Consider the following 25,734-nt stretch of genomic DNA (forward strand, 5'->3'; position numbering starts at 1 on the left):
AGGTCCCCGCGGCGGCCCCGCGTGCGGGAGTGCCAACTTAACGGCTGATCTTGGTTGTTGAGGTGATCGGCGGTTGCTTGGGTTCAGTCGGCCGTGGAAGGCGTAGACGAGCCTCGCTGTTTCACGGGTGCCAGAAGTTGATCTCGCGCCCGTGATGTCGCGTTGATCCCTGTCTGCGGGCGGTGCCGGTCAGGGGCGCGCGTCGGCTGTCGTGCCGGATGACGCCGGGTTCCACTGGCCCGGGGTGTGCGGTGTCCTCCTCCCGGCGCTCGCGGGGGCGGTCCGCGTCGGTCAGGTGGGCCGGGGCAGGGCGAGGATGCGGGCGAAGGCCCGCACGATCGCCGCTGCCCAGGGCCAGGTGGTCGGGATCTTGAGGCGGCGTTTGCGCTGGCCGCGCACCACCCGGGCGGGGACGTGGAGGATGCGGTAGCGCAGGGTCTTGGGGGTGGCCTTGGCCATCCACGCCGGCGGCTCGGCCGCCTCGCCGGGCCGTGGCCGGTCTCGCCACTGCTTGACGGCAAGCAGCGCGAACAACACCCCCAGTGCGAGCGTGAGCCACAGGGTCCACGTGGCGGGCTTCCCGCCCGCATGGGCGCCACGACCGATCACCAGCATGATCACGCCGACAGTGGCCAGCGTAGCCATCCAGCTGGTGACGAAGGCGATCCCGTTGGCCCGACCGTGCGGCGTGGCGAGCATCACGACCAGCGCGATCATCGGCAGTGGGCTGATGGCCACGCCGACGGCAGCGCTGAGCAGCTGACCGATCGCGCTACCCATGCGGCGTCGTCCTCTCTGCGTGTTACGCCGCTGAGTTCTGACGCCCCTGAGGGGATGCCCCCGGGAGGTCCAGCACTTCCGGCGAGGGCAACGAGGGCCACACGACAACGGGCTCACCCGTTACGTCACCTTAGGCACAAACCCCTGTCCACCACACCCGCAGACACCGTCGAGCCCCCGCCAGGTTCAGGGACGGCGAAAACGAAGGCGATCAGCGCCCCCCACCCCTGCCTCGGGGCGTCACTCGCGGGCGATGATCTTCTTGAGATTGTCCAGGTCCTGGGCGGACAAGCCGGACGGCCGCAGGACCGTGTTCCAACCGTCCACGTACTGGGCCGCGTACGTGTGACCGTGGCCGGCCGGCACACCGGTGGAGAACGGCAGATCAGCGCTCACCTGCCAGAAGGTCACGAACGGGATCCAGACCATGCCCTGTCCCAGGGCTGGCCTGAGGGTGGGATCGCCGCGCTCGGGTCGCTCGTGAAACGGACTGTCCGCCCGTGCTTGTAGACCGGCTGGATCTCGGGGCTGCCGGGGTCCCGGTGGTCGGTGAACTCGCGGAACAGCGCGTTGAAGTTGGGTGGGCCGACGAACAGCGTGCCCGCCGTACGGTTGGCAAGGTCGTTCTCTCCGCTGAACGCCGTCTCAGCGCCGAAGGAGCCCAGGCTCTCACCTGCGACGAAGAGCCTCGGCCGGCTCGTCTGGGGCAGGCGCGACCAGACACCGTAGACCGCGTCGAACAGGTCCCGGCCGGCCTCCCTGGCCTTGGACTGGTCCACCAGGTACGAGATCCACGAGGGGAGGTAGGAGTACTGGATCGCCACCGTCGCGGCGTCTCCGCCCGACAGATACTCGAACGAGTCGACCGACGCCGGGTCCACCCAGCCGCTCCCGGTCGTGGTCACCACCAGCAGGTTCTTCCGCCGGAACGCGCCAGCTCGGTCCAGGTCCGCGACCGCGAGCTCGGCGCGGGCCTCCGTGTCGCCCGCGGACCCCAGCCCGGCGTAGGCGCGGATCGGCTCCATGGCCGGACGGTGGGTGAGCCGTACGATGTCTGCCTGCGACGGCCCGGCCCCGACGAACCCGCGCCCCTGCCGCCCCAGCGAATCCCACGGCACGAGCGACCCCGGCCCGCCCGATCGAAGTGAGCTGGTGGGTTGGTGCGCCCCCTCGGGGGTGGCGCTGTCACGCACCGAGAACACCTGATTGGCGAGAGCCACGGAACCCTGCAGCAGCAGGCCCGTGATGACCAGGTACGTCACGCCGGCTACCAGGAGCCAGCCGACCGTCCTTGCCGCGCTGCGCCCGATCCAGCGTCCGAGCCGGTCCGCCGTCCAGCGGAATCCACCCCGGATACCCCGCCCGATCAGCAGGATCAGCCAGAACACCGCCACCGCGACGAAGGGCGACAGGACGACCAGCCACATGGTGTACTCGGTCACGCCCATCATGTGACGGATCAGGTACTGCCAGTACTGTCCGAGCCCGAAGAACACGGTCAACAGCACGGCCGCGCAGATCAGCAGCGCACGCCAGGACCAGGCCCGGGGCGGGCGCGGATCCCGGTCGGCGAAGGCCCGCCAGATCGACGCCAACAGCACCCCGACCGCGTAACCGATAGCGGCACTGATGCCCCACACCACGCCCTGGATGACACCGCCCCGGGGCAGCAGCGACGGCGTGAAGGACAGACAGGAGGCCACCAGCGCCCCCCAGCAGCCGGGAAGAGTCAAGGACCCGAGCTTCCGGTGCTTCTTCGACGACCGCGACCGTGCCGTCACCGTCTTGTCGGGCCCGTCGCCCGGGTCCGGGGACTCGTCGATCGTGTTCACAGCGGCGATCCATCAGTCGGGGGGTGCGGCCCACGCACCCGTCCGGTTCGTCCGGACGGGACGTCAGCGGCCCTGCGGAACCGGGCTCTTCCATCGTCGCCCGAGGGTCGGCGCGGTGCCAGCCGTTCCCAGCTCGCTGGCTACCGCGTCCGTGCCAGCACGAATGCGGCGAGATAGCCCAGGGCGTTGGTGGCCCAGTGGAGTCCGATCGGTGCCAGCAGGCTGTCACTGCGGCGGCGCAGCTCGCAGAAGAGCACACCGGCAGCAGCGGTGAAGAGCACCGCACCGATGTCGGCCACGACAGCCCCGGTCGGAGCGTGGCCGAAGACCGCGGTAAGTGCGGGCTTCTCCGTGGCCAGAGACAGGGAGGGCAGGACGTGCCACAGGCCGAACAGTACGGACGAGACCGCAGTCGAGGCCAGAACGCCGCGGGAGCGCCGGATGAGCCCGTACAGCACCCCCCGGAAGGCGTACTCCTCCAGCAGCACGGTACCCAGCGGGACCTTCACGAACATGCGCAGAGCCACCTCGCCTCCGGCCAGGTGCCTGGTACGCGAGTCGGAGAAGAGTTCCCGCGTGAACGGCAGCAAGGCTCCGATGAGGTACACCGCTGCCACGATGCCGACGAGAGCCGACGCCCACTGCGCGCCGCGCCACAGCGTCCCCCTCCCCAGACCCACGTCGTCCCGGGTCCCGCCGGCCCACCACACCATCAGGCTGAGCAGCAGGATCGCGATGACGGCGTTGGCCAGGCCCAGAGAGGGCAGGCGCCCGTTCTCAGCAAGGTTCACCAGGACCAGCACCGCCACCACTGACGGCAGAACGATCCTGGAGGACACCGGACGGCGAAGACGCATCAGAAACTCAGGCTACGGCTGCCGGGCCGCGGCCCGGCAGCCGGACACGGAAGGCACTTCCTGTTGGACCGGCATGGAGCGCCCAGACCGGCGAGCCGACGAACCGGGCGGCTGCGGCGAGCAGGGTGGGGGCGTCGACACGGTCCCGACGGGACTCCAGCATGGCGATCACGCCGTGGAGCTGCCCCTCGGCGTGACGCAGCCGCTTGATCACCTCGCCGGTGACTATCGGCGAGCCGGGCTGCATGACCGGGGTGACGGCGTCGGCCGGTGTTCCGCGGCGGCCACCACGGTCCGGACCCGCTGCCGGAAGGAGCGGGGCGTTCGGGAAGAACAGCGGCGCATCGAACCGGTAGACGATCAGGCCTGGCACGGTCTCCACCTGCTCGTGCACCTCGATGTCGTGGAAACGGTCCAGGTCCGGCGTCTTCCCCAGCACTGCGTCGTGCGGCCGCACCGACCGGTGGACGAACAGCCCGATCGACAGCAACACCGCCACGCCCAGCCCGTTCAGGACCCCGAGCGCGATCACGCCGACCATCGCCGCCACGGCCAACGCGGCCTCGCTGTCATGCACCATGCGCAGCCCTCTGATGCGGCGCACGCTCAGCTGGTTCATCGCCGCGGCCGCCACGACCGCGCTGAGCACGGCCGTGGGCAGCGGCTGGATCAGCGGTGTGCCGACCGCCGCGAACACCGCGACCAGCACGGCCACACTCAACCCCACCAGCTGTGAGCGGCCGCCGGCTTCTTCGCCGACAGCGGTCCGCGAACCGCTGCTGGACACGAGAAAGCCCTGCGACAGGCCCGCCACGACATCCGCAGCTCCCAGGGCCGCCAGCTCCCGCTCCCCGCTGACCCCATAGCCGCCTGCGGCGGCGTAGCTGCGGGCGTTGGCCATCGTGTCGCAGAACGCGACCAGCGCCATGCCGCCGGCCGGCAGGACCAGATGGGACAGGTCCTCCAGTCCGGCATGCGGCAGGCCGAAGTCCCCTGCGCAAGCACGACCCAGGCATTTTGCTCGCAGTCGCCGCGTGTGGCCCACGAACGTAGCGCTTACGTCCCGGGACTCAGGGGTGCCACGGGACGGCCCCCACCTCGGGCCGGTCCACCGCTGCCGCCAGGTCATTGCCGATCGTCATGCACGCTCACCGTGGGTGATGATCTGCGGTGCTGTCGCCACCGGTTCGGGTCCTCTTCCAGGGCCGCCCGGTCCCAGCCGCCGCGTTCCGCAGCAGCCTCGTAGGTCGTGTGCAGGAAACCAGCCAGTACCCGGTCCGGGTCGGCTGCAGTACGCACCGCCTCGTACGGGAGAAGGAACTGACCGTGGTCAGGGCTGTAGAACGCGTCGGCCGGGGTGACCGGCTGCGCGGCGAAGCCATCCGGCTCGGGATAGGCGTACGAGTAAAAGGCCCCCTCTTCACCGCCGCCGGGCCAGAAACCACAGCTGCTCAACTCGCGGGAGTAGCTTTCCACCATCACCCAGTCACCGCAGTTCGGGGCGCCGCCAGGATGCGGCGGGGCGGCCCGTCCTGAGAACCTCGTGCAGGCCAGGTCCATGGCACCCCAGAAGAAGTGCACTGGGCTGACCTTGCCGACGAAGCACGAGCGGAACTCCCCCAGCACCCGGTTTGCCTGCAGCAACTGCTGCCAGAAGAGCTGTGCGGCGCTCGGGTCGTAGGAAGCGTGCTGGTAGTCCTCATCGAAGGGAATCGCCGGGTCCACCTCATTCGGAGACGCCTGGATCTTTGTCTCGATTCCCAGGTCACCCAGGGCGTGCATCGTCGCGCGGTAGAAGTCAGCCACCGGTCTCGGCTCCAGGCCCACGTTGCGGCTGGCGCCGTCGCTGCTGCGGACACACAGCTGATGGTCGTGGAAGTCGAACTCGATGTCGAAGCCCCCTGAGCCGTAGGGAATCACCGACGTGGTCAGGCCGCGCGGGCTGACGTACATGGTGACCTGCCACCAGTGGTTGACCAGGGGCGCGTGGGCCAGCCGGATCTTGCCGACGATCTGGGCCCACATGTGCAGTGTTTCCCGGGTCTCGGTCCAGTCGGCGACCCGCAGCCGCGGCCACATCGTCCGCGACGCCCCATGGGAGACAATGGCCACAGCACACTCCTCCCAGGACAGCTGACCGATACCGACCACGCTGCCCTCAGCCGAAGAATCAGGCAACCGGGCGCCTCACCGGCCATCGGACCGGAACGCTCGGCATGCTCCACGAGCAGCCGCTGTGCCCGCCTCGCCAGGACAGTGATCCAACGGCCCAGCCTCACCAGAGGCGACGATTCCTGTAGGGCCGATTCGGAAGGAGGCTTCATCATGAATGTCGACCAGCCGGTGCTGGTACTCGGATCCACCGGGGGGCAGGGCAGTGCCGTCGTCAGCGCGATGCTGTCCCGCGGTGTGGCCGTCCGTGGCATGGTCCGCAACCTTCAATCCGCTTCGGCCCGGCGCCTGGCCGCCCGCGACGTCGAGGTTGTTGGCGGAGATCTCGGGGACCGGGAGTCCCTGGTCTCAGCCATGCGGGGAGTAGCCGGCGTGTTTGCGATGACCACGCCCTTCGAGTCAGGGCCGGCCGCCGAGATCGCACAGGGCCGGGCCATTCTCACCGCAGCCCATGAGGCCCGTGTGCCGCATTTGGTCTTCAGCTCCGTCGCAGGTGCCGACCAGGACACTGGCGTGCCGCACTTCGAGACCAAGGCAGTGATCGAACGGGAACTGGCCGCAGGAGGGGTGCCCTACACGATCTTGGGTCCCACCTATTTCTTCGACAACGCCCTCGGCGACGTGGATCGGATCCTCCAGGGGGTGCTCGATCTGCCGCTGCCCCCGGACCGCCCGCTGCAACAACTGGCACGCCCCGACCTGGGCGAGTTCACCGCCGCCGTCTTCGCCGCACCTGACACGTTCATCGGACAGCGCATCGAGCTCGCCGGCGACGCCCCCACGCCCGGTGACATGGCTGCCACGTTGAGCACGGCGCTCGGTCGGACCGTTCGCCACAACGAAGTGCAGCTCGACGAGATCGGCAACGACGACATGCGCGCGATGTGGGCGTTCCTGCGTGGCCACGGCTACCGCGTCGACGTGCCGGCGCTGCACGCCGCCCATCCCGATCTGCACTGGACGTCGTTCGCCGACTGGGCCGAGAGCACCTTCGCATCGGCACCATGACAGGTCGCCTTGTCCGCGGGGCGTCCGCCGCCCGCGGCAGCAGATGGAGAAGCGCCTGTCCGAGGCACTGGGAGAACAGGTCCGGCGGGAGTCCGGCCTCGGCGCCACCGCCGATGCGTTGGCGGTGGTCAACCCGGAGTGTCCGCATCCGCTGCCGGCGTTGCCGAACTCACCGGGGACCTGCTCAGCGGCCGGCCACAGGGCATGTGGCTGATCGTCCGCAAGGAACGACCCCATCCCCGGGCCCGGTTGAGGATCACCGACGCCTCTGGATTCAGCGGGAACACGGACCTGGACGAACGGCTGAGCGCAGGCCGCAGGTGCGCAGGCGTGCTCAGTCGAAGCGCAGATCGGAGAGCTGCTTCTTGGACAAGGTGAGGTCGTCCTCGGGCAGGGGATCGGTTGCTCTGGCGACCAGGATCGAGGCCATCTCCCGGCCCGCCCGGCGTATGCGCGCGGGCAGGCCCTCGGTGTGCGCGTCGCTGCCTGAACCCCAGTCCTCCGACGCCGCGTACACGCCGGTCGGGAGGACCACGGTCCGCAGGTAGGTGAAGAGCGGGCGCAGCGCGTGTTCCAGGACGAGAGAGTGACGGGGAGTGCCACCCGTCGCTCCGATCAGGACCGGCTTGCCCGTGAGGGCACCCGGATCGATCAGATCGAAGAAGGACTTGAACAGCCCGCTGTACGAGGCGCTGAACACCGGTGTCACGGTGACCAGGCCGTCGGCGCTCGTCACCGCTTCGATCGCGCCGGCCAGTTGCGGTGGGGGGAATCCGGTGACGAGGTTGTTGGCGATGGCGACAGCCAGGGGACGCAACTCGATGACATCCACGTCCGCCTTGTGGCCTTGATCGGCGAGCTCGTCGCGGACCGTGTCGGTGAGACGGTCCGCCAGCAGGCGGGTGGAGGAGGGGGTGCTCAGACCCGCGGATACGGCGACGAGCTTCATGCGGCGGTCATCCCTCCCGAAGCGGCTTCCGAAGCGGCTACCGGAGTGGCTTCCGCAGTCGCTGCGAGCAGGGACTGGTGGGTCGGCGCCTCCGGCGCGTCCGCGGGGCGGCCGACGGTGAACTCCTTGCGCAGTACTGGTACGACCTCCTCGCCGAGCATGTCGAGCTGCTCCAGGACGGTCTTCAGCGGCAGCCCGGCGTGGTCCATGAGGAACAGCTGGCGCTGGTAGTCGCCGGCGTACTCGCGGAAGGTGAGCGTCTTCTCGATGACCTGCTGCGGGGAGCCGACGGTCAGTGGGGTCTGGTCGGTGAAGTCCTCCAGCGAGGGCCCGTGGCCGTAGACCGGCGCGTTGTCGAAGTACGGCCGGAACTCCCGCACCGCGTCCTGCGAGTTGCGCCGCATGAACACCTGGCCGCCGAGCCCGACGATCGCCTGCTCGGGTGTGCCGTGGCCGTAGTGGGCGAAGCGGGTCCGGTACAGCTCGACCATGCGCTTGGTGTGGTCGGCGGGCCAGAAGATGTTGTTGTGGAAGAAGCCGTCGCCGTAGAAGGCGGCCAGCTCGGCGATCTCCGGTGAGCGGATCGAGCCGTGCCAGACGAACGGCGGTACGCCGTCCAGCGGCCGTGGCGTGGCGGTGAAGCTCTGGAGCGGGGTGCGGAACTTGCCCTCCCAGTCGACAACGTCCTCGCGCCACAGGCGGTGCAGCAGGCTGTAGTTCTCGATGGCGAGGTTGATGCCCTGGCGGATGTCCTGCCCGAACCAGGGGTAGACCGGGCCGGTGTTGCCGCGGCCCATCATCAGGTCGACGCGCCCGTCGGCCAGGTGCTGGAGCATCGCGTAGTCCTCGGCGATCTTCACCGGGTCGTTGGTGGTGATGAGGGTGGTGGCGGTGGAGAGGACCAGCTTGTCCGTCTTCGCCGCGATGTAGCCGAGCATCGTGGTCGGCGAGGACGGTACGAACGGCGGGTTGTGGTGCTCGCCGGTCGCGAAGACGTCCAGGCCGACCTCCTCGGCCTTCTGGGCGATGGCGACCATGGCCTTGATGCGCTCGTGCTCGGTCGGGGTCCGTCCCGTGGTGGGGTCCGGTGTGACGTCGCCGACGCTGAAGATCCCGAACTGCAAGGTTCCTCCGGTTATCGGGTGATTGAGTGGTTCTCGAACGGTAGGAGTTCACGGTGTGGCCGGTATGACCGTGCGCGCACGGGAAGTGGTCCCACAGCGTTCTTCCCGGGGTGCCCTGGTCATCGGGGAGGAGACGCTGAGTCCCGAGCCGTCAGGTGATGTGGCGCAGCAGCGCGGCGACCGCCGGGGGTGCCTCGCCGGGAGGCCGTACCACCATGATCTTCCAGGTCGGTGCGTGCCGGTCGAACCGGTACTGGGGCAGATCGGGGAAGCGGTCCGCGATCGACTTGGGCATGATGCAGACGCCCAGGTCGCCCCGGACCAGTTCGGCCGCCGCGCCGATGTCGTTCACCTCGAACGTCGTGCCACGGTCGACGCCCGCGGCCCGGAAGGCCCGGTCGACCGCGTAGCGGATGGCCCAGCCGGGTGTGAAGTCCACCAGGGGCAACCGGGCGATGTCGGCGAGCCGGACCTCGCCGTTCGGTGTGGCCCCGGCGAGCACCCGCCGGGGCGCCGCCAGCAGCACCATGTCCTCGCGGGACAGCAGCCGGGTCGCGAGCCCGCGCTGCTGCTGGCGGTCCAGCGCGACCACGGCCAGGTCCACCGTGCCGTCGCGCAGTGCCTGCCGGATGTCGGCGACGGCCGCCTGTCGCAGGTGCACGACCACGCCCGGATGTTCCGCACGCAGCGCGGCCAGGGCGTGGTGGAGTCCCGCCCACACCCCCTGCATCGTGCCGACCGTCACCCGCCCGCGCAGCTGCCCCCGTACGGCATCGACGGCCTCCCGTGCCAGCTCGGCGGCCCGGAGTGTCGCGCGTGCGGCGGGGACGAACGCCTCGCCGGCCGGGGTGAGGGCGACGCGGTGTGTGGTGCGGTCGAACAACGGGGTGCCCAGCTCGCGTTCGAGGGCGCGGACCGTGCTGGACACGGCGGACTGGACCACGTGCAGCCGCCGTGCCGCCGCCGTGAAACCGCCCGCGTCGGCCACCGCGACGACGACCTCCATCTGCCGCAGATCCATCATCCGCTCCCGGTCAAGCAGCGCCGGCTTCGATCTTCGCTGCATCGTATGCGGACGGCAGGGCTCACATGGGCGGGGACAGTGGTCGTAGGCCGTCGGTCAGGCACGCACCAGCGGTGTGTCGACCAGATGCTCGGCCAGGAACCACGCCTGCCGTTCGCCGGTCCGGATCACCTGGGAGACCAGCAGGTCGATGGTGCCGTCGTCACCGCACTCGGCGGTCCGTGCGGTGGCGTCGTGGGCGTCGATGAGAATGGTCTCGTGGGCCTCCAGCAGCCGGGACAGCATGGCCGGCACCTCCTCCACCCCGTCCGGGGGCCGCGGGATCGACGTGATCTCGGCGACGTGCCGCGGATCTCCCACCGCCACGCCGCCCAGCGACTGGACGCGTTCGGCGATGGTGTCGATGATCTCCAGCTGTTCGCCTGCGTGCTTGTCCAGGACCAGGTGCAGCTGGTAGAAGGTGGCGCCGCGCATCAGCCAGTGGTGCTTCTTGTAGAGGCCGTAGAGGATCTGCGTGTCCGCGAGGACCTTGTTCAGGCGCTGGCAGGAGTACATCCGCGCCTCGTAGGACAGGGCGACCGGGAACTGCTTGACGGTCCCGAACTCCTGGATGACCTCGCCCTTCTGGTGCAGCCAGGGCTGGCTGCTGTGGGCGGATGGGGGGTTGGTGGTCATGGTCCGCCTCCTGCGGTGCTCTGTTGTTCGTACTCCGGTGACGCTAGGTGCCTGGTCGAGGCATGGCTTGACCCGCAGTGCATGTGGTGGTGCCTGCCGGCGCACTGAGTCCGGTGCTCGTGACGGGTGTTCACTCTCGGACAAGCCTCCGTGCGCCGGCGGACTCGGGCGGTTCTCCGGCAGCTCTAGCGTCGGTGGGACGGCCCAAGGCCGGAGTGCCGGCGGAACAAGGAGAGGCATGAGTACGGACGAGCAGGCGGACGTGGTGGTCGTCGGGCTGGGGCCGGGCGGCGAGTACGCGGGCGGGGAGGTGTCGTACGGGCTGAACGTGGCCGTCCATGCGGAGGTACCCGTCGACCGGCTTCGGCACATGATCTGCACCTGTCCCACCTTCCACCGGACGATCGAGGCGGCCCCGGGAGCCCTCCGCTGAACCGCGTCCCGACCCTGCGGGCGGACCCGGGCGCCAAGCGGCGGCGCACCATGGTGGGCCGCAACCCCGGCGAGCCGCACCGGTCCGCCACCTCGCTGGAGCTGTTCTTCGACCTGTGCTTCGTGGTCGCGGTGGCGCAGGCGTCCACGAGCCTGCGCGGGGCTCTGACGGAAGGGGACTACGCCGGCGGTGCCCTGCGCTTCTCGCTGGTCTTCTTCACCATCTGGTGGGCGTGGATGAACTTCACCTGGTTCGCCTCCGCCTACGACCCGGACGACGTCCCGTACCGGCTGACGGTGCTGGTACAGATCACGGGATCGCTCGTCCTCGCCGCCGGCGTGCGCCGCGCGTTCGAGGACGGGGATCTGTACGTCATCACGCTCGGGTACGTCGTGCTGCGGACGGCGCTGGCCGCGCTGTGGTTGCGTGCCGCGCTGTCCGATCCCGTTCGGCGGAGCACCACGCTGCGCTTCGCCGTCGGGGTATCGGTCTGCCAGCTCGGCTGGGTGGGCCTGCTCCTCGTTCCCGTGCCGGCGCGGCTGCCCGGCATCGTGGTGATGATCCTGGCCGAGGTGGCCGTCCCCGTGTGGGCGCAGTCCGCCGGGATGACGCCCTGGCATCCGCATCACATCGCCGAGCGCTACGAACTGTTCACCCTCATCGTCCTCGGCGAGTCCGTCGCGGCCGCCACCGTCGCCGTACGCAGCGCTTTCGACCGGCATCACGGCACCGGTTCGCTGTATGTGCTGGCGGCCGGCGGACTGCTCATGGCCTACGCCATGTGGTGGCTGTACTTCGCCCGGCCCGCGCACACGCTGCTCGCCACGACGCACCAGGCCCACCGCAGGAGATTCCCCTGGGCCTATGGCCACTACCTGATCTTCGCCTCGGCGACCGCCGAGGGCGCCGGCCTCGCCGCGTACGCCGATCACGTCACACGACACACCGGGACCTCACCCACTGCGGCCGGCGCCGCGGTCACCGGACCGGCGGCCGTCTTCCTGATCACGGTCTGGATGGTGCACCTGCGGCCACACCAACGGCGCGTGGCCGAACGCATTCTGTTTCCCCTCGCCGCGGCCGGTGTCCTGGCGGCCGCCTGGTCCCCGGCACCCGCGCTCGTCGCCGGTGTGGTTCTGGCGAGCCTGGTCGCGGTGGTCACGCGGCGTGGGTCTCGCGCAGGGCGTTGAGCATCACGAAGTCGTGGATGATGCCCTGGAAGCGCACGGCGGTGACCGGGAACCGGCCTCGCGCAGCTTGTTGGCGTAGGCCGGCGGTCATGTCGCCGCCGACGGAGTCGCCGGCCACCGCCGGCCGGGAGCCGTCCAGGCCCTTGGCAGCGCCCTGCTCGACGACCCAGGTCGCGACCGTGCAGTTCTGCTCGATGGCGACCGGGTAGCGGACCTCGGGGGACAGGTCGTACTCGGGGAACACCACGGCGGCGTTCGCGCCTACGGCGAGTTCGCGCACCAGGCGGTGATCCACTCCTCGTCGATCTGCACCTCGTCGACCGCCTCGCGGCCCTCCGCCGGGGCAGGTCGAAGAGGTAGGGCGGGTTGGCGGTGGCATCAGACCCGGGGATCTGACGAGTCGTCGATCGCCACGCCAGGCCGCTGACGTGACGGCGATTGTCCACGAGCGCACCGGAGTTGTCCTCAGAGTGCACGGACAGGCAGTGCGCTGTCGGAACGCATCCAGTGCACTGCCGGGACAAAGGGACGCTTTGGCTCGAAATAGCCTGGCGGTGCAGCAGCCGAGGTGCCGGGTCAGGGCCTGTGCAGTGCACGGTAGCCCGCCCCGGAATGCGAACCCGTCGCTGTCGACGCACATGGAAGTCGATGCAGATGCATTCGACGTCGTTCATCCCGCAGGAGGTTGTCGAAAGGTGTCCACGATGCCGGTCGGTGGGCTGGTTCCCCGCGCCACCGACAATGCCGCGGACCTGGTCGTCCGCAACGCGAAGATCCACACCGGAGACCCGGTCCGCCCGCAGGCCGAGGCGATCGCCATCCGCGACGGTGTCATCACGGTCGTCGGCGACGACAACGACGTCGCACCCCACGTCGGCCCGGACACGAAGGTGGTCGACGCACTCGGCCGCCGGATGGTCCCCGGCCTCAACGACGCGCATCTGCATGTCATCCGGGGCGGTCTCAACTACGTACTGGAGCTGCGCTGGGACGGCGTCCCCACCCTGCGTCAGGGCCTGGCGATGCTGCGCGAGCAGGCGGCACGCACGCCCAAGGGGCAGTGGGTGCGGGTGGTGGGCGGATGGTCGGCCGAGCAGTTCGCCGAACGGCGGCTGCCGACCGTCGCCGAGCTGAACGCCGCCGCGCCGGACACCCCGGTGTTCGTCCTGCACCTGTACCAGGCGGCGGTGCTCAACCGGGCGGCTCTCAAGGCCGCCGGATTCACCCGGGACACGCCCGACCCCAAGGGCGGCCAGATCGTACGGGGCAGGGACGGCGAGCCCACGGGCATGCTGCTGGCCGCCCCCAGCGCCCTCATCCTCTACTCGACCCTGGCCAAGGCCCCGGTGCTGGACGAGGAGCACAGGGAGACCTCGACCCGGTATTTCCTGCGGGAACTGAACAGGTTCGGCCTCACGTCGGCGATCGACGCGGCCGGAGGGTTCCAGAACTTCCCCGAGAACTACAGCACGGTCGTCGAACTGGCGAAGGCCGGTCAGCTGTCGCTGCGCATCGCCTATCACCTCTTCCCGCAGACCGCCGGTCAGGAGATCGACGATCTCACCCGCTGGATCGAAATGGCCCGGCCCGAGGACGGGGACGAATGGCTGCGCCTCAACGGTGCGGGCGAGAATCTGACATGGGCGGCGGCGGATTTCGAGAACTTCGCCCAGCCGCGCCCCGAACACGGCGACTACGAGCCGGAGTTCGAGAAGGCGGTGCGTCTTCTCATGGAGCACGGCTGGGGATTCCGGCTGCACGCCACCTATGACGAGACGATCCGCCGGGACCTGGCGGTGTTCGAGAAGCTCGCCGCGGAAGGGCTGTTCCCGGCCGGCAACCGGTGGCTGTTCGACCATGCGGAGACCGTCTCCGCGGACAGCCTCGACCGCATCGCCGCCCTCGGCGGCGCCATGTCCGTGCAGAACCGGCTGTCCTTCCAGGGCGAGGCGTTCGTACGCCGCTACGGTCCCGGTGCCGCCGCGGACGCCCCGCCGATCCGGGCCATGCTGGAACGCGGACTGACCGTCGGCGCCGGCACCGACGCGACCCGGGTCTCCACCTACAACCCGTGGGTCGCCCTGCACTGGCTCATCACCGGCCGCACCGTGGGTGACCTGGTCGTCCGCCCGCCGCACAACCGGGTCGACCGCCGCACCGCGCTGGCCATGTTCACCGAGGCGGGTGCCGCGCTGACCGGGGAGGAGGGCGTCAAGGGCGTCCTGCGCCCGGGCTTCCTCGGTGACCTGGCAGTCCTGTCCGAGGACTACTTCACCGTGCCCGAGCCGGACATCGCGCACATCGAGGCCCTGCTGACGGTCGTCGGTGGCCGGATCGTCTACGCCGCCGAAGAGTACGAGGGCCTGGACGAGGAGCTGCCGCCGGTCAGCCCCGACTGGAGCCCGGTGGCACACTTCGGCGGCTACCAGGCCACGCCCGGTACGGGTCTGTCGGGCGCCCGACAGGCCGAACTGCTCGGCCAGGCCGTCACCGAGTCGGAGCAGCACCGCCAGTGGCGCGCCCGACGCGGCCTGGCCCCGGAGACAGCGAGCACGTTCTTCGACCCCTGCTTCTCCCTCTGATCTCCCGGGAGGGGCCCGGTCACGAGCCGCCCCTCCCGGGACACCACCCCACCTCGCGCCGCCACCGCGCGGTTGCGCTCGACAGCGGACACCCGTCCGCGATCACCACACACCTGGAAAGGCCCTGTCATGGTCAACATCTCCGAGGTCACCGCGGCCCCCAGCCCCGACCTGCTCACCCCGGACAACTGCGCGGTGCTCTTCATCGACCACCAGCCGCAGATGTTCTTCGGCACCGGCAGCGGCGACCGCACCGCGATCATCAACTCGACCGTCGGCCTGGCGAAGTCCGCCAGGGTGTTCGACGTGCCGGTCGTGCTGACCACTGTGGCCGCCGAGTCCTTCTCCGGCCCGATCCTGCCGCAGCTCGCCGAGGTCTTCCCCGACCAGAAGATCATCGACCGCTCCACGATGAACGCCTGGGAGGACGTCGACTTCGTCGAGGCGGTCAAGGCCACCGGTCGTAAGAAGCTGGTCTTCGCCGGCCTGTGGACCGAGGTCTGCATCGTCCTGCCGGTGCTCTCCGCCATTGCCCAGGGCTACGAGGTCTACGTCGTCACCGACGCGTCCGGCGGCGTCAGCCCGCAGGCCCACGAGCACGCCATCCAGCGCATGGTCCAGGCGGGCGCGGTGCCGGTGACCTGGGTGCAGGTGCTGCTGGAGCTGCAGCGTGACTGGGCCCGCACCGAGACGTACGCCGCCGTGGGCGACGTGGTCAAGGAGCACGGCGGCGCCTACGGCCTCGGGATGGTCTACGCGCAGGCCGTCATCGGGGCCCACGCCGCCGGCTGATTCCCGGTCCTTCGCAGAGCAGTCAAGGACGGAGTCAGGAACAGGCAGGAAGAGATGAACGCTGGACTGTTGGTCCTCCGGCTGGTGGCGGGACTTCTCATCGCCGGCCACGGAGTTCAGAAGGTGAGTTTCCGGCTCGGGGGCCATGGCCTGGCGGGCGGAACCGAGGAGTTCCGCCACGACGGGTTCCGCGGCGGCCGGCTGACCGCGATCGTCGCGGGAGCCAGTCAGATCGGGGCCGGCCTGTTCCTGACCGCCGGACTGCTCACGCCTCTGGCCGCGATGGCGGCCATGGGTGTGATGACGGTCGCGGGCACCGTCAAATGGCCCAAGGGCCTGTGGGTGCAGAACGACGGCTACGAATACCCGATGGTCCTCGTCGTCGTCTCCGCGGCACTGGCCCTCACCGGGCCCGGCGGGTGGTCGCTCGACCGGGCGCTGGGCGTCACGCCCTGGCCGCTCTGGGTCGTCCTCCCCGCGATCGTGGCCGGCCCGGTGAGCGGACTGCTCACCCGCGTGATGCTGCACCGCCCGTCCGACGAATCGGAAAGGAAGCAGTATGCGCAGGCTGCTGAGTGACGCGGTCAGCACACTCGTACCACCCCGACAGGACCGCCACGGCCCGCTGCCTCCCCTGATGCTGACGCTGACGGTGGTCACCGGTCTGGTCGACGCGGTGAGCTATCTGGCGCTCGGGCACGTCTTCGTCGCCAACATGACCGGCAACGTGGTGTTCCTGGGGTTCGCGCTGGTAGGCGCCGCGAACCTCTCCGCGCTCGCCTCCGTCGTCGCGCTGGCGGCGTTCCTCGTCGGCGCGCTCGCCGGAGGCAGGCTCGGCACCCGGTTCGCGACGCACCGCGGAAACCTGCTGAAGACGGCCACCACCGTGCAGACGGTCCTGGTCGCCGTCACCGTGGCCGCCGCCGCGGTCACCGACGGGCGGGTCACCACCGGGGTCCAGTACACCCTGATCGTGTTCCTCGGGATCGCCATGGGGCTGCAGAACGCGGTCGCCCGACGCCTCGGCGTCCCGGACCTCACCACGACCGTACTCACCCTGACCCTGACCGGGCTGGCCGCGGACTCCACCCCCGCCGGCGGTGCGGCGCCACGGCCCGGCCGCCGGATCCTGTCCGTGCTGGCGATGCTCCTCGGCGCCTTCGTCGGAGCCCAACTGGTCCTGCACGGCCACCTCGTGCTCACCCTCGGCCTGGCCCTGCTGCTCCTGGCGGTCACCTCGGTGACCACCCACCGCCTTTCGGCCGGCGACCCGGCCTGGACGAGGCCACCGTCCTGAGAGCAGGGACCGCCTGCCCCACGGGAATGCACCGGATACGCCTGAGCCCCCCTGATCCAGGGGGGCTCAGGCGTATCCGTGTCCCCTCTCAGGGACGCGGAATGTTGCGCAGGTTGGCCCGGGCCAGGTGGACCATGCGGCCGACGCCCCCGCTCAGCACCGTCCGGCTCGCCGACAGCGCGAAGCCACTGATCTGCTCGGTGGTGATCTTCGGGGGGACGGCCAGCGCGGCGGGATCGGTGACGACGTCGACCAGCGCGGGCCCCTCGTGGGTGAAGGCCTCGCGCAAGGCGTCGCGCACGTCGCCGGGCTTCTCCACCCGGATGCCGCGCGCCCCGGCCGCCGTGGCGATGGCCGCGTAGTCGGTGTGCGGGTAGGTCGTGGCGTGCGGCGGCAGGCCGTCGACCATCATCTCCAGATCGACCATGCCCAACGAGGAGTTGTTGAAGACGACCACCTTCACCGGCAGGCCGTACTGGACGAGGGTCAGGAAGTCGCCCATCAGCATGGAGAACCCGCCGTCGCCGGAGAGGGAGACGACCTGTCGGCCGCGGTCGAGGAACTGGGCGCCGATGGCCTGGGGCAGTGCGTTGGCCATCGACCCGTGCACGAACGAACCGAGGATCCGGCGGCGGCCGTTCGGTGTCAGGTAACGGGCCGCCCACACACAGCACATCCCGGTGTCCACGGTGAACACCGCGTCGTCGGCGGCCTCTTCATCGAGGACCGCGGCCACGTACTCGGGGTGGATCGGCGTGTGCTTCTCGACGTTGCGGGTGTAGGCGTGCACGGCGCCCTCGAGGGCGTGCGCGTGCCGCTCCAGCATGCGGTCGAGGAAGCGTCGCGAGGTCTTCTCCTGCACCGCTGGGGTCAGGCACCGCAGGGTCTCGCGTACGTCTCCCCAGACGGCGAAGTCGAGTCGGGTGCGCCGACCCAGCCGTTCCGGCTGGACGTCGACCTGCACGGTCCGCACGTGGCGGGGCAGGAAGTCGGTGTACGGGAAGTCCGTGCCGAGGAGCAGCAGCAGGTCGCACTCGTGCATGGCCTCGTACGCGGCGCCGTAGCCGAGCAGGCCGGACATGCCGACGTCGTACGGGTTGTCGTACTGGATGTGCTCCTTGCCGCGCAGCGCATGCCCGACCGGTGCCTTGACCTTCTCGGCGAAGGCCATCACCTCGGCGTGGGCGCCGGCGACGCCCCGGCCGCAGAACACCATGACGCGCTCGGCGCCGTCCACGATTTCCGTGAGCCGGGCGATCTCCTGATCGCTCGGGCGGATGGCGGGCACGTCCAGGGGCATGGCGAGTTCGGGTGCCGAGTCCGGGGAGTCCTCGGCGGCGGTGTCGCCGGAGAGCGCCACGACCGAGACGCCGCGTCGGCCGACGGCGTGCTGGATCGCCGTCTGCACCACGCGCGGCATCTGGCGGGGTGAGGAGATCAGCTCCGAGTAGTGGCTGCACTCGGCGAACAGCCGGTCGGGGTGGGTCTCCTGGAAGTAGCCGGTGCCGATCTCGCCGCTGGGTATGTGGGCGGCCAGCGCGAGTACGGGCGCCATCGAGCGGTGGGCGTCGTACAGGCCGTTGATCAGGTGGAGGTTGCCCGGTCCGCAGGAGCCCGCGCAGGCCGCGAGCCGACCGGTGAGCTGGGCCTCCGCGCCGGCGGCGAACGCCGCGACCTCCTCGTGGCGGACCTGGACCCACTCCACCGCGTCGTGCCGTCTGACCGCGTCGACGACCGGGTTCAGGCTGTCCCCGACCACGCCGTACATGCGGCGTACACCGGCACGGGCCATGAGGTCGACGTACTGTTCGGCAATGGTCTGCTTGGCCATGGCGCTCCTCGGATTCCGGTTTTGCCGTGGGCGCCGCCGCGCGAGGGCTCAGCGGGCCCGCTTCGCACGCGGATCACGTTAGCGAGACGGCAGAGCCGCGGTTGTCCGTCCGTGCACATGGTCCGTTCAGGCAGTGCACCGATCCCTGGCCACGATGTGGCCGGCACGATCCGCCCCCGCTGTCGGGTGAACGGGCCCGTCTCGACGACGGCTGCGGTGTCCTGCCGGACCGACGGGTCGATGGGCTCTGCGGCCTCGCCCCGCAACGCGATGTTGCTCAGCCCGTCGCACAGTCGGACCGAGTCGTCCAGCGCCGCGGACGGAGTCACCACCGCGGGCAGTGGACCGATGGTCGCGGTGACCTCGGCGGCCCCGTCCTCGGCCCGGTAGCGGTCCTCCCCGAGGACGACCGCAGCGCCTCTCCCGGGTAGTGCGCCCCGTCCTGCGCGAGCGCCGGCCACTCCCGGCCCGCGACGGCTTCCTCCGTGGAGAGCCGGGCCGGCAGGGTGTACGGAGCCGCAGGGAGGTCCGGCAGATCCGCGGCCGACCAGGCGCCCACGACACCGGGAACGTCATTGCCGAGATCTATGCCGCAGTGCCGCTTGATTCCGTTGAGCTCGGCGGTTCGGTCGCATGGTGACTGTGGCGTTCCGCCTCCGTGTAACCGCCCCATACGCCGTAAGGCTCGCGAGAGGCCTGGGCGAAGAGAGCACAGGGAGAGCTGACCGGGCAGGTCCGGCAGATCGCACGTGCCGCCGCTTCGCGCCGCCGGCGTGCAGGGCCCCGCTCACCGTGGGGCGAGAAGAAAACGGAACTGTCCATGCCGCGGCACGCGGCGTCGGCTTGCCACTTCCATATGTCAAGAATGGGTTTGGTCCGTATCTTCACGAAAACCTCCGTTCGATGATCCCCTTTGTCGTTCGTTTCGCGGCACCGGTCCCCTGCCCGTTCGGCAAGGGGGCTTCAGCCGCAGGACCTGGGTGGCGGCGAAGGGCATCAGGTCGTCGTGCCGGTCCGGTAGGGCGATCACCAGGGCGCTGTCCGGCAGGGCGCGACGCACGCCGGTCAGCATCCGCACCGCCGTAGGCGCGTCGAGGCCGGCCGTCGGCTCGTCGAGCAGGAGGACCGCCGGTGTCCGCAGGACCGCTCTCGCGATCACCAGGCGGCGTCGCTGGCCCTGTGAGAGCGCATGGCCCAGGGGGCCCGTCGGGGTGTCGAGAGGCAACCGCTCCAAGGCCGCGGCCGCCAGGGCGGCCCGAAGCGTGTCGTCGTCCGCGTCCGGGGCGGCCTGCCGGAGGATCTCGGCGACGGTCGCGTCGGCGATCCAGTCCTCCGCTTCCACGAGGGTGAGGGAATCGGCGATCGCATGGGCGGGCAGGGACTCGACGGGGACGCCGTCGAGCAGCACCGACCGGGGAGCGGCGGGGGAGATGCGCCCCGCCAGAGTCTCCAACAGGGTGCTTTTGCCGCTGCCGTTGGGTCCGGTGACCATGACGACGCTGCCGGGCTCGATCACCGCGGACCACCGGGTGCGGTCGTCGCCGACACCCACGGGCAGGTGGCGGGCCACCAGGGGCGCTCCTGCCGCGCCCGCGAGCGGCGACTTCGACGGGGACGTGGTCGACGGCTCGTCCGGGAGTGCGCGGTTCGCCAGGCCTGTGAGCCGCAGGGCGGCGTCGGTGGCCAGACCGTGGTCGCGGAGCACCTGAGGGAGTGTCTCCACCAACTCGTAAGCGGCCGCGACCAGCAGCACCTCGCCGATGGCGTCGGCAGCCGGTTGCGTGAAGACAGGACCGGACAGAGCCAGGACCAGGACCGCCGTCTGGCCGGCCACGGCCGACAACCGCAGCAGCAGCTTGGACCGGCGCATCAGCGACTCCGCCGCGGTCTCGGCCCGCCGGGCTCGGCCGACCGCGTGCGCGACCTGATCGCGGACCAGGTCGACCGCCTCCAGGCAGCGCAGTTCCGGAAGAGCCGAGCGCGCGCTGAGCAGCGCGGTGCGTGCAGCGGCCCAGGCTTCTGCGGCCGTCCGCTGATGGCCGCGGGTCCGCCGCTCGGCGGTCACTGCCGTGGCTGCGGAGAGCGCGAGCAGCAGCAGTTCGCTCGCACCTGACGGCGGACTCGCCACCGTCAGCAGAGTGACGACGACGGTGGCGGTCAGGCCGATCCCGGCCAGCGGCGGGGCGACCTGGCCGGCCATCCCGCCCACCGCGCCGACGTCGCTGGTGAGTCGGGCCATCAGGGCGCCGTCACGGTGTTTGCGCAGTTCGCGTGCCGGCACGGTGGTCGCGGCGCGGACCAGCCGTGAGCGCAGCGAGACGGTCGCACCGAGCAGAGCGCCATGGCTGACCAGGCGCTCCGAGTAGCGCAGACCGGTGCGGCCCAGGGCCAGAGCGCGGACGGTCCCCGAGGGATACATCCAGGACCAAGTGGTGTTCGCCTGTGCGGTGACCACCGCGCAGGAGGTCAGGAACCAGCCGGAAACCCCCAGCAGACCGGCGGCACACAGTTCGGCGGTCCCGGCGAGCACCGCCGCGAACAGCAGGTCGCGGCGTGCCCGGTGGTCCGCCGCAGTCCACAGCAGCCTGAACGCGGTCACAGCGTCTCCCCGATCCGGGACACCCGTCCCTGGCTCAACCGCACGATGTCGTCGGCGATGTCGAGGAGTGCCGGGCTGTGTGTCGTCAGCAGCACGGTGCGGGTGCGCGCGAGTGTCCGGATGGCGGCGATGATCCGGGCCTCCCCGTCCGGGTCCAGATGGGCGGTGGGTTCGTCCAGGCACAGCAGTGGTGTGTCGTGGAGCAGTGCCCGGACCAGCACCAGTTGCTGCATCTGTCCGGAGGACAGCCCCCAGCCGCGTTCACCGATCGGGGTCGCCAACCCCTGGGGGAGCGCGGCCAGCAGGTCCTCGAAGCCCAGTGCCGCGAACGCCGCGGTCAGGTGCTCGTCGTCGGCGCCGCGCCGCGCCAGCAGCAGGTTGTCGCGCAATGTGCCCGGGAGGAGGTAGGAGGGCTGTCCGGCCCATGCCGTCATGGCCGGTGAGGCGGGCAGGGTCGCGGAACCGATGGTGTGCAGGCACCGCCCGCGGTCCGGTTCGCGCAGACCTGCCGCCACGGAGAGCAGCGTGGTCTTTCCGGCGCCGCTGGGCCCGTTGACGGCCACGATGGAACCCGGCCGCACGGACAGGGTGACGTCGGTCAGGGCCGCGTCGTCGCGATCCGGGTACCGGACCGTCACCTCGTCCAGGAGCACACCGGCCGGGCTCGGCGGGCGCACGGCGTGCACGCGGGTCGGCGGGCCGCCGGCCGGTGTGACGGCGGTCCGGTCGATGATGTCCGCGATCAGCTCGGCCGCCGCGGAGGCCTCGGCACGGGCGTGATAGCCGCGGGCCAGTTCCCGGGCGGGGGCGAAGTACGCCGGGGTCAGGACGAGGACGAACAGCGCGGTGCCCAGGCTCATGGTGGACGGGACCACCGGCAGGTCGAGGTAGCCCAGCAGGGCGAGCCCGCAGTACGTGGCGACGACAGCCATGGCCACGGTGATGAGGAGCTCGATCCAGGCGGTCGAGAGGAAGGCGACCCGCAGTACGGCGTTGGTGCGCCTGGCCAGTTCCCTGTCGGCTGCCTCGGTCGCGCGTACCGCTTCCGCACCGGCTCCGAGGCCGACGAGCGTGGGCAGTCCGCGCAACTGGTCCAGCAGATGGGTGCTCAGCCTCCGGGTCGCGCTGAGCTGGGCGTGCACGGCGGCACGGGTGCCCATGCCGATCACCTTCAGGTTGAACGGCAACAGAGGGGTGGCCAGCACCAGCATCAGCGCGACGGCCCAACTGCCCACCAGGACAGCGGCCAGGATGACGCCGCTGCCCAGCAGCATCGCCCGCCGAGCCGGGACGTACGTCGTCAGCCATGGGCTCAGCCGACCCACCTCGCTGTCCAGCGCCTCACCGAGAGCGGCGTCGGACACCTCCGCGGCGGGCGTACCCGTGGACGGGAGTGCGGCCAGGAGAAGGCGAGCGCGCAGGTGATCCTGAACGGCGGCCGCCCCGTCCTCGGCGACCCGGTCGGCCGCCGCGAGCAGAACCGCGCGCAGCAGCAGCCCGACGGCGACCAGAGCCGCACCGGAGAGCACCGGAGCCAGGGCCACGCCCCCGTGCGGGGCCCGCAGCGCGGCCTGCGCCGTCCAGCCCAGCCCCGCCGCCCACAGCACATGACCCGCGGCCGCCAGCCCGCGCAGGGTGCCGGCTCGCCGGAACGCGGGTTCGCCGACCGCCGCCCATGCGGTGAGCAGTTCCGCCGCCCGCTGCTGCCCTTCGTCGTCCCGGCCGAGGCGGTCGAGACGGTCGGGGATGTCGGTCACTGTCACTGTTCGGCTGCCTGGAGGTCGAACTCGCCGACGGCCGCCGAGCGGCGGTCGGACCGGATCCACACGGCCAGCGCGGTCAACGCGAACACAACGACACCGACCGGGCCGATCCACACCCGCACGCCACCGAAGGCGTCCTGCGAGACGGCGGCCACCGCAACGGCCAGAAGGGTCAGGAGTACGCGCCGGGCGACAACGACCGCCCACGGACCGTCGCCTGCGACCGGGACCACCGCCGCGGGCTGCCCTGTGGCAGCCGCGGTGTCGGACGGGTGGTCGGCCGCGCCGGTGGTGGCCGGTGGCTGGGCGAACTTTCCGCGGAAGACCCACCACGCGTAGATGTTGTAGGTCAGGACGACCGGCATGCACCCGCCCACCCCGATGAGCAGGAACAGCTGCGACCCGTGCGGGCTGGCGGCCGCGTGCACGGTCAGGTCGGGCGGGACGACGACGGGTGCCGTGGCGGCGACGAGCGCGAGCAGGCCCGCGGCCTCCGTACCGGCCACGGCGGCGAACGGACGCCAGTCGGGCCGGCGGCCGAAGCCGTACCAGGCGATCGCCGCGCAGACCACGGCCACCGCCACCGCGAGGCCGAACAGGGTCGCGCGGAGCGGCTCGTCGAAGCGCAGGTGCTGCGGGTCGGCGAGCGGGAGCCCGAATCCCAGGACCAGACCGGCCACCGCGACCGCCAGGATCAGCGGTCGCCCCAGCCGGCCCGCTCGCTCGTGGGCGGTCCCCGTGGTCTTGTCCTGCAGCCATGCGGCACCCGCCAGCAGATACACGGCCACCAGCCCCAGGGCGCACAGCACGCTGTAGGGCGTCAGCCAGTCCCAGGTGCCCCCGGAGAACACCCCACCGCGGTGGGGCAGTCCGGACAGTACGGCCCCGATCACGAGGCCCTGGCACAACGTGGCCACCAGCGATGCGAGCCCGAAGACGAGGCCCCAGCCGCGCCGGTAGCCGGAGGCGGCGCTCTGCAGCTCGATGGCCGTGCCGCGCAGCACGATGGCGAGCAGCATGAGGATGAGCGGCAGGTAGAGGCCGGGCAGCACGGTGGCGTAGACACCGGGCAGGCCCGCCCACAGCACCACACCCGCCAGGATGATCCAGCTCTCGTTGGCGTCCCAGGCGGTCGCGATCAGCTCGTTGTACTCCTTGCGCCGCCGGTCGTCGCGGTCGAACAGGCTCAGGATGCCGATGCCCAGGTCGTAGCCGTCGAGCAGGACGTAGGCGCCGAGTGCGAGCAGGACCAAGGCGTATGACGCGTACTCAAGCATGGCTGGTCTCCGAGGGGTGGACGGCGGTGCCGGTGTCGGCGACCAGGTGCTCGGGGCCGGTCCGCACCGTGCGGACGATGTAGCGGATCCACAGCCCGAGCAACAGCGCGTAGACGGCGACGAACCCGATGAGGCCGGCGACCGCCGCGCCGGGGGAGAGGTGGGAGACGGCGTCGCTGGTGCGGATCAGGCCGTAGACCACCCAGGGCTGCCGGCCGGTCTCCGCTGTGATCCAGCCGCCGCTGATGGCCACGACACCGGCGGGAGCCATCCAGACCATCAGCCGGTGGAACCGCCGAGCGGTGTACAGCCTTCCGCGCAGCCGCAGCACCAATCCGGCGAAGGTCATGCCGAACATCGCCAGGGCGGTGAAGTACATCGCCCGGAAGCCGTAGAAGGCGGACCACATGTTGGGGCGGTCGTTCGCGGGTGTTTGCAGCAGTCCGGGGACGTGTGCCCTTCCGGACAGGTCCTTGCCGATGACGGCGCCCAGGTGAGGGATCTCGACGTGGAACGTGTTCTCGCCCTTGTCCGTGTCGGGCACCACGAGCAGGTTGTAGCCGTTGTTGTCGGTTTTCCAGTTGCCTTCGAAGGCCTGGAGTTTCGCGGGCTGGTGGACACCCATGAACGCGGCGGTGGCGTCGCCCACGTACAGCTGTACCGGCATCAGGACGGCCAGTACTCCCAGGGCGATGGACAGGGTGCGGCGTGCGAAGGGCAGTGCTCGCTGCTTGACGAGGTACCAGGCGGCGATCCCGCCGATGAACCAACTGGCGCTGATGAGTACCGCGAGCAGGATGTGCGGGTACCGGTAGGCGAACGCCGGGTTGAACAGCACGTGCCACCAGTTGCTCGCCCGGAACTGGCCGTCGACCTCGGTGAAGCCGGCGGGGTCCTGCATCCAGCTGTTGGCGGACAGGATCCACGTCGTGGACAGCAGGGTGCCGACGACGAGCATCCAGCAGGCCAACGCCATGGTCCGTGGGCGTACCCGGCCGTCGCCGTACAGCATGATTCCTATGAACCCGGCCTCCAGGAAGAAGGCCGTGATGACCTCCATTCCGATCGTGACACCGAGGATCGGACCGACCGCGTGCGCGTATCGTCCCCAGTTGAGGCCGAACTCGAAAGTCATCACGGTACCGGCGACCACACCGAGACCGAACCCGACCGCGAATATCTTCTTCCAGAAACGGAAGATCTGAAGGTACAGCGGATTCCCGGTCCTGAGGTGGACCGTGTACATCACGGCCAGGAAGACGGAGAGTCCGACGGTCAGTGCGGGAAAGCTCATGTGGAAGACGGCGGTGATGGCGAACTGCCATCGTGAGATCTCCACCACTGCGGGCGATGCCATGGTGTTTCCCCTTGGTCGAACGAGTCCTGAGGGCACCGTAGGACCGGTGGGCGGGCGTCCCTTGTCTCTCGGCGCATGGCACGTGTTCCCGCAGCGCAATGCGCTCAGGGGCCACAGGCGGTGCGCTCTCGGTCAACCGGATTTCACCGATGACTCCTATGGTTCCCATCGTTTATGCCCGCACGGCTCCGG

The 25,734-nt window shown here is 70.4% G+C and carries 21 protein-coding genes and 2 pseudogenes; 7 read left to right on the top strand and 16 right to left on the bottom strand.

All coding sequences use genetic code 11. The features are described 5' to 3' along the window. Positions 1–291: 291 nt before the first annotated feature. The 5 genes and pseudogenes from ACH47Z_RS21605 to ACH47Z_RS21625 form a co-directional block, all read right to left on the bottom strand. Positions 292–780 carry a GAP family protein gene (locus tag ACH47Z_RS21605; protein WP_399075948.1) on the bottom strand — a complete coding sequence of 163 codons (489 nt, stop codon included), beginning with the start codon at positions 778–780 and terminating at the stop codon, positions 292–294. A gap of 240 nt (positions 781–1,020) precedes the next feature. After that, positions 1,021–2,612 (bottom strand): annotated as a pseudogene (locus ACH47Z_RS21610) (alpha/beta hydrolase). Between the two features lie 140 nt (positions 2,613–2,752). Further along, complete coding sequence (locus ACH47Z_RS21615) at positions 2,753–3,469, bottom strand: lysostaphin resistance A-like protein (protein ID WP_399075950.1); 717 nt, start codon at positions 3,467–3,469, stop codon at positions 2,753–2,755. A gap of 7 nt (positions 3,470–3,476) precedes the next feature. After that, a complete protein-coding gene (locus ACH47Z_RS21620) occupies positions 3,477–4,514 on the bottom strand; it encodes a metal-sensing transcriptional repressor (protein WP_399075952.1) in 1,038 nt (345 codons plus the stop codon). A gap of 80 nt (positions 4,515–4,594) precedes the next feature. Then, positions 4,595–5,548 (bottom strand): DUF5996 family protein, encoded by a 954-nt coding sequence (locus ACH47Z_RS21625; RefSeq protein ID WP_399076434.1) that lies wholly within the window; start codon positions 5,546–5,548, stop codon positions 4,595–4,597. Between the two features lie 246 nt (positions 5,549–5,794). Between ACH47Z_RS21625 and ACH47Z_RS21630 the strand changes: the two genes are divergently transcribed. Beyond that, positions 5,795–6,649: an NmrA/HSCARG family protein gene (locus ACH47Z_RS21630; protein WP_399075954.1), complete on the top strand. Its 855-nt coding sequence runs from the start codon at positions 5,795–5,797 to the stop codon at positions 6,647–6,649. 334 nt (positions 6,650–6,983) lie between these two features. Here the strand turns inward: ACH47Z_RS21630 and ACH47Z_RS21635 are convergent, their stop codons facing one another. The 4 genes from ACH47Z_RS21635 to ACH47Z_RS21650 all read right to left on the bottom strand — a co-directional run bounded on the left by ACH47Z_RS21635 (position 6,984) and on the right by ACH47Z_RS21650 (position 10,421). Next, positions 6,984–7,598: an FMN reductase gene (locus ACH47Z_RS21635; protein WP_399075956.1), complete on the bottom strand. Its 615-nt coding sequence runs from the start codon at positions 7,596–7,598 to the stop codon at positions 6,984–6,986. Continuing rightward, positions 7,595–8,722: an LLM class flavin-dependent oxidoreductase gene (locus ACH47Z_RS21640; RefSeq protein WP_399075958.1), complete on the bottom strand. Its 1,128-nt coding sequence runs from the start codon at positions 8,720–8,722 to the stop codon at positions 7,595–7,597. The genes ACH47Z_RS21635 and ACH47Z_RS21640 overlap by 4 nt, the downstream gene beginning before the upstream one ends. A gap of 151 nt (positions 8,723–8,873) precedes the next feature. Continuing rightward, complete coding sequence (locus ACH47Z_RS21645) at positions 8,874–9,788, bottom strand: LysR family transcriptional regulator (RefSeq protein WP_399075961.1); 915 nt, start codon at positions 9,786–9,788, stop codon at positions 8,874–8,876. A 54-nt stretch (positions 9,789–9,842) separates the two neighbouring features. Continuing rightward, complete coding sequence (locus tag ACH47Z_RS21650; RefSeq protein WP_399075963.1) at positions 9,843–10,421, bottom strand: Dps family protein; 579 nt, start codon at positions 10,419–10,421, stop codon at positions 9,843–9,845. Positions 10,422–10,659: 238 nt separating this feature from the next. On the opposite strand from ACH47Z_RS21650, the gene ACH47Z_RS21655 reads away from it, so the two are divergent. Together ACH47Z_RS21655 and ACH47Z_RS21660 are read left to right on the top strand one after the other, a co-directional pair. After that, a complete protein-coding gene (locus ACH47Z_RS21655) occupies positions 10,660–10,854 on the top strand; it encodes a hypothetical protein (RefSeq protein ID WP_399075965.1) in 195 nt (64 codons plus the stop codon). A gap of 50 nt (positions 10,855–10,904) precedes the next feature. Further along, the gene (locus tag ACH47Z_RS21660) at positions 10,905–12,044 is read left to right on the top strand and encodes a low temperature requirement protein A (RefSeq protein ID WP_399075967.1); all 1,140 of its coding nucleotides are present in this window, start codon (positions 10,905–10,907) and stop codon (positions 12,042–12,044) included. Here the strand turns inward: ACH47Z_RS21660 and ACH47Z_RS21665 are convergent. Then, positions 12,013–12,463 (bottom strand): annotated as a pseudogene (locus ACH47Z_RS21665) (alpha/beta hydrolase fold domain-containing protein). The gene ACH47Z_RS21660 and the pseudogene ACH47Z_RS21665 sit on opposite strands and share 32 nt — an antisense overlap. A 285-nt stretch (positions 12,464–12,748) precedes the next feature. Between ACH47Z_RS21665 and ACH47Z_RS21670 the strand changes: the two are divergent. From ACH47Z_RS21670 to ACH47Z_RS21685, 4 genes are all read left to right on the top strand, one after another. Next, positions 12,749–14,626, top strand: coding sequence for an amidohydrolase (locus ACH47Z_RS21670; protein ID WP_399075969.1), 1,878 nt, complete (start codon positions 12,749–12,751; stop codon positions 14,624–14,626). A 129-nt stretch (positions 14,627–14,755) separates the two neighbouring features. Further along, positions 14,756–15,418 carry a hydrolase gene (locus ACH47Z_RS21675; RefSeq protein ID WP_399075971.1) on the top strand — a complete coding sequence of 221 codons (663 nt, stop codon included), beginning with the start codon at positions 14,756–14,758 and terminating at the stop codon, positions 15,416–15,418. Positions 15,419–15,472: 54 nt separating this feature from the next. Next, the gene (locus ACH47Z_RS21680; RefSeq protein ID WP_399075973.1) at positions 15,473–15,997 is read left to right on the top strand and encodes a DoxX family protein; all 525 of its coding nucleotides are present in this window, start codon (positions 15,473–15,475) and stop codon (positions 15,995–15,997) included. After that, positions 15,978–16,715 carry a YoaK family protein gene (locus tag ACH47Z_RS21685; protein ID WP_399075975.1) on the top strand — a complete coding sequence of 246 codons (738 nt, stop codon included), beginning with the start codon at positions 15,978–15,980 and terminating at the stop codon, positions 16,713–16,715. The genes ACH47Z_RS21680 and ACH47Z_RS21685 overlap by 20 nt, the downstream gene beginning before the upstream one ends. A gap of 88 nt (positions 16,716–16,803) precedes the next feature. Here the strand turns inward: ACH47Z_RS21685 and ACH47Z_RS21690 are convergent, their stop codons facing one another. The 6 genes from ACH47Z_RS21690 to ACH47Z_RS21715 form a co-directional block, all read right to left on the bottom strand. Next, positions 16,804–18,546: a pyruvate dehydrogenase gene (locus tag ACH47Z_RS21690; RefSeq protein ID WP_399075977.1), complete on the bottom strand. Its 1,743-nt coding sequence runs from the start codon at positions 18,544–18,546 to the stop codon at positions 16,804–16,806. Between the two features lie 585 nt (positions 18,547–19,131). After that, a complete protein-coding gene (locus tag ACH47Z_RS21695; protein ID WP_399075979.1) occupies positions 19,132–19,434 on the bottom strand; it encodes a WhiB family transcriptional regulator in 303 nt (100 codons plus the stop codon). Next, positions 19,406–21,145 carry an ATP-binding cassette domain-containing protein gene (locus tag ACH47Z_RS21700; RefSeq protein ID WP_399075981.1) on the bottom strand — a complete coding sequence of 580 codons (1,740 nt, stop codon included), beginning with the start codon at positions 21,143–21,145 and terminating at the stop codon, positions 19,406–19,408. The genes ACH47Z_RS21695 and ACH47Z_RS21700 overlap by 29 nt, the downstream gene beginning before the upstream one ends. Next, the gene (locus tag ACH47Z_RS21705) at positions 21,142–22,908 is read right to left on the bottom strand and encodes an ABC transporter ATP-binding protein/permease (RefSeq protein WP_399075983.1); all 1,767 of its coding nucleotides are present in this window, start codon (positions 22,906–22,908) and stop codon (positions 21,142–21,144) included. The genes ACH47Z_RS21700 and ACH47Z_RS21705 overlap by 4 nt, the downstream gene beginning before the upstream one ends. After that, a complete protein-coding gene (locus tag ACH47Z_RS21710) occupies positions 22,905–24,185 on the bottom strand; it encodes a cytochrome d ubiquinol oxidase subunit II (RefSeq protein WP_399075985.1) in 1,281 nt (426 codons plus the stop codon). Before ACH47Z_RS21710 ends, ACH47Z_RS21705 begins: the two co-directional genes overlap by 4 nt. Continuing rightward, entirely contained in the window at positions 24,178–25,542 is a 1,365-nt protein-coding gene (locus ACH47Z_RS21715) for a cytochrome ubiquinol oxidase subunit I (RefSeq protein ID WP_399075987.1), read from the bottom strand. The genes ACH47Z_RS21710 and ACH47Z_RS21715 overlap by 8 nt, the downstream gene beginning before the upstream one ends. Positions 25,543–25,734 lie beyond the last annotated feature (192 nt).

This window comes from Streptomyces sp. NPDC020192 (assembly GCF_044388685.1).
GTDB lineage: Bacteria > Actinomycetota > Actinomycetes > Streptomycetales > Streptomycetaceae > Streptomyces.

Coding starts and splice junctions, on each gene's coding strand:
- ACH47Z_RS21650 (WP_399075963.1), bottom strand. CDS start 10,421: ATGACCACCAACCCCCCATCCGCCCACAGCAGCCAGCCCTGGCTGCAC.
- ACH47Z_RS21630 (WP_399075954.1), top strand. CDS start 5,795: ATGAATGTCGACCAGCCGGTGCTGGTACTCGGATCCACCGGGGGGCAG.
- ACH47Z_RS21715 (WP_399075987.1), bottom strand. CDS start 25,542: ATGGCATCGCCCGCAGTGGTGGAGATCTCACGATGGCAGTTCGCCATC.
- ACH47Z_RS21645 (WP_399075961.1), bottom strand. CDS start 9,788: ATGCAGCGAAGATCGAAGCCGGCGCTGCTTGACCGGGAGCGGATGATG.
- ACH47Z_RS21670 (WP_399075969.1), top strand. CDS start 12,749: ATGCCGGTCGGTGGGCTGGTTCCCCGCGCCACCGACAATGCCGCGGAC.
- ACH47Z_RS21685 (WP_399075975.1), top strand. CDS start 15,978: ATGCGCAGGCTGCTGAGTGACGCGGTCAGCACACTCGTACCACCCCGA.
- ACH47Z_RS21625 (WP_399076434.1), bottom strand. CDS start 5,548: ATGTGGCCGCGGCTGCGGGTCGCCGACTGGACCGAGACCCGGGAAACA.
- ACH47Z_RS21655 (WP_399075965.1), top strand. CDS start 10,660: ATGAGTACGGACGAGCAGGCGGACGTGGTGGTCGTCGGGCTGGGGCCG.
- ACH47Z_RS21605 (WP_399075948.1), bottom strand. CDS start 780: ATGGGTAGCGCGATCGGTCAGCTGCTCAGCGCTGCCGTCGGCGTGGCC.
- ACH47Z_RS21660 (WP_399075967.1), top strand. CDS start 10,905: ATGGTGGGCCGCAACCCCGGCGAGCCGCACCGGTCCGCCACCTCGCTG.
- ACH47Z_RS21690 (WP_399075977.1), bottom strand. CDS start 18,546: ATGGCCAAGCAGACCATTGCCGAACAGTACGTCGACCTCATGGCCCGT.
- ACH47Z_RS21615 (WP_399075950.1), bottom strand. CDS start 3,469: ATGCGTCTTCGCCGTCCGGTGTCCTCCAGGATCGTTCTGCCGTCAGTG.
- ACH47Z_RS21635 (WP_399075956.1), bottom strand. CDS start 7,598: ATGAAGCTCGTCGCCGTATCCGCGGGTCTGAGCACCCCCTCCTCCACC.
- ACH47Z_RS21675 (WP_399075971.1), top strand. CDS start 14,756: ATGGTCAACATCTCCGAGGTCACCGCGGCCCCCAGCCCCGACCTGCTC.
- ACH47Z_RS21680 (WP_399075973.1), top strand. CDS start 15,473: ATGAACGCTGGACTGTTGGTCCTCCGGCTGGTGGCGGGACTTCTCATC.
- ACH47Z_RS21710 (WP_399075985.1), bottom strand. CDS start 24,185: ATGCTTGAGTACGCGTCATACGCCTTGGTCCTGCTCGCACTCGGCGCC.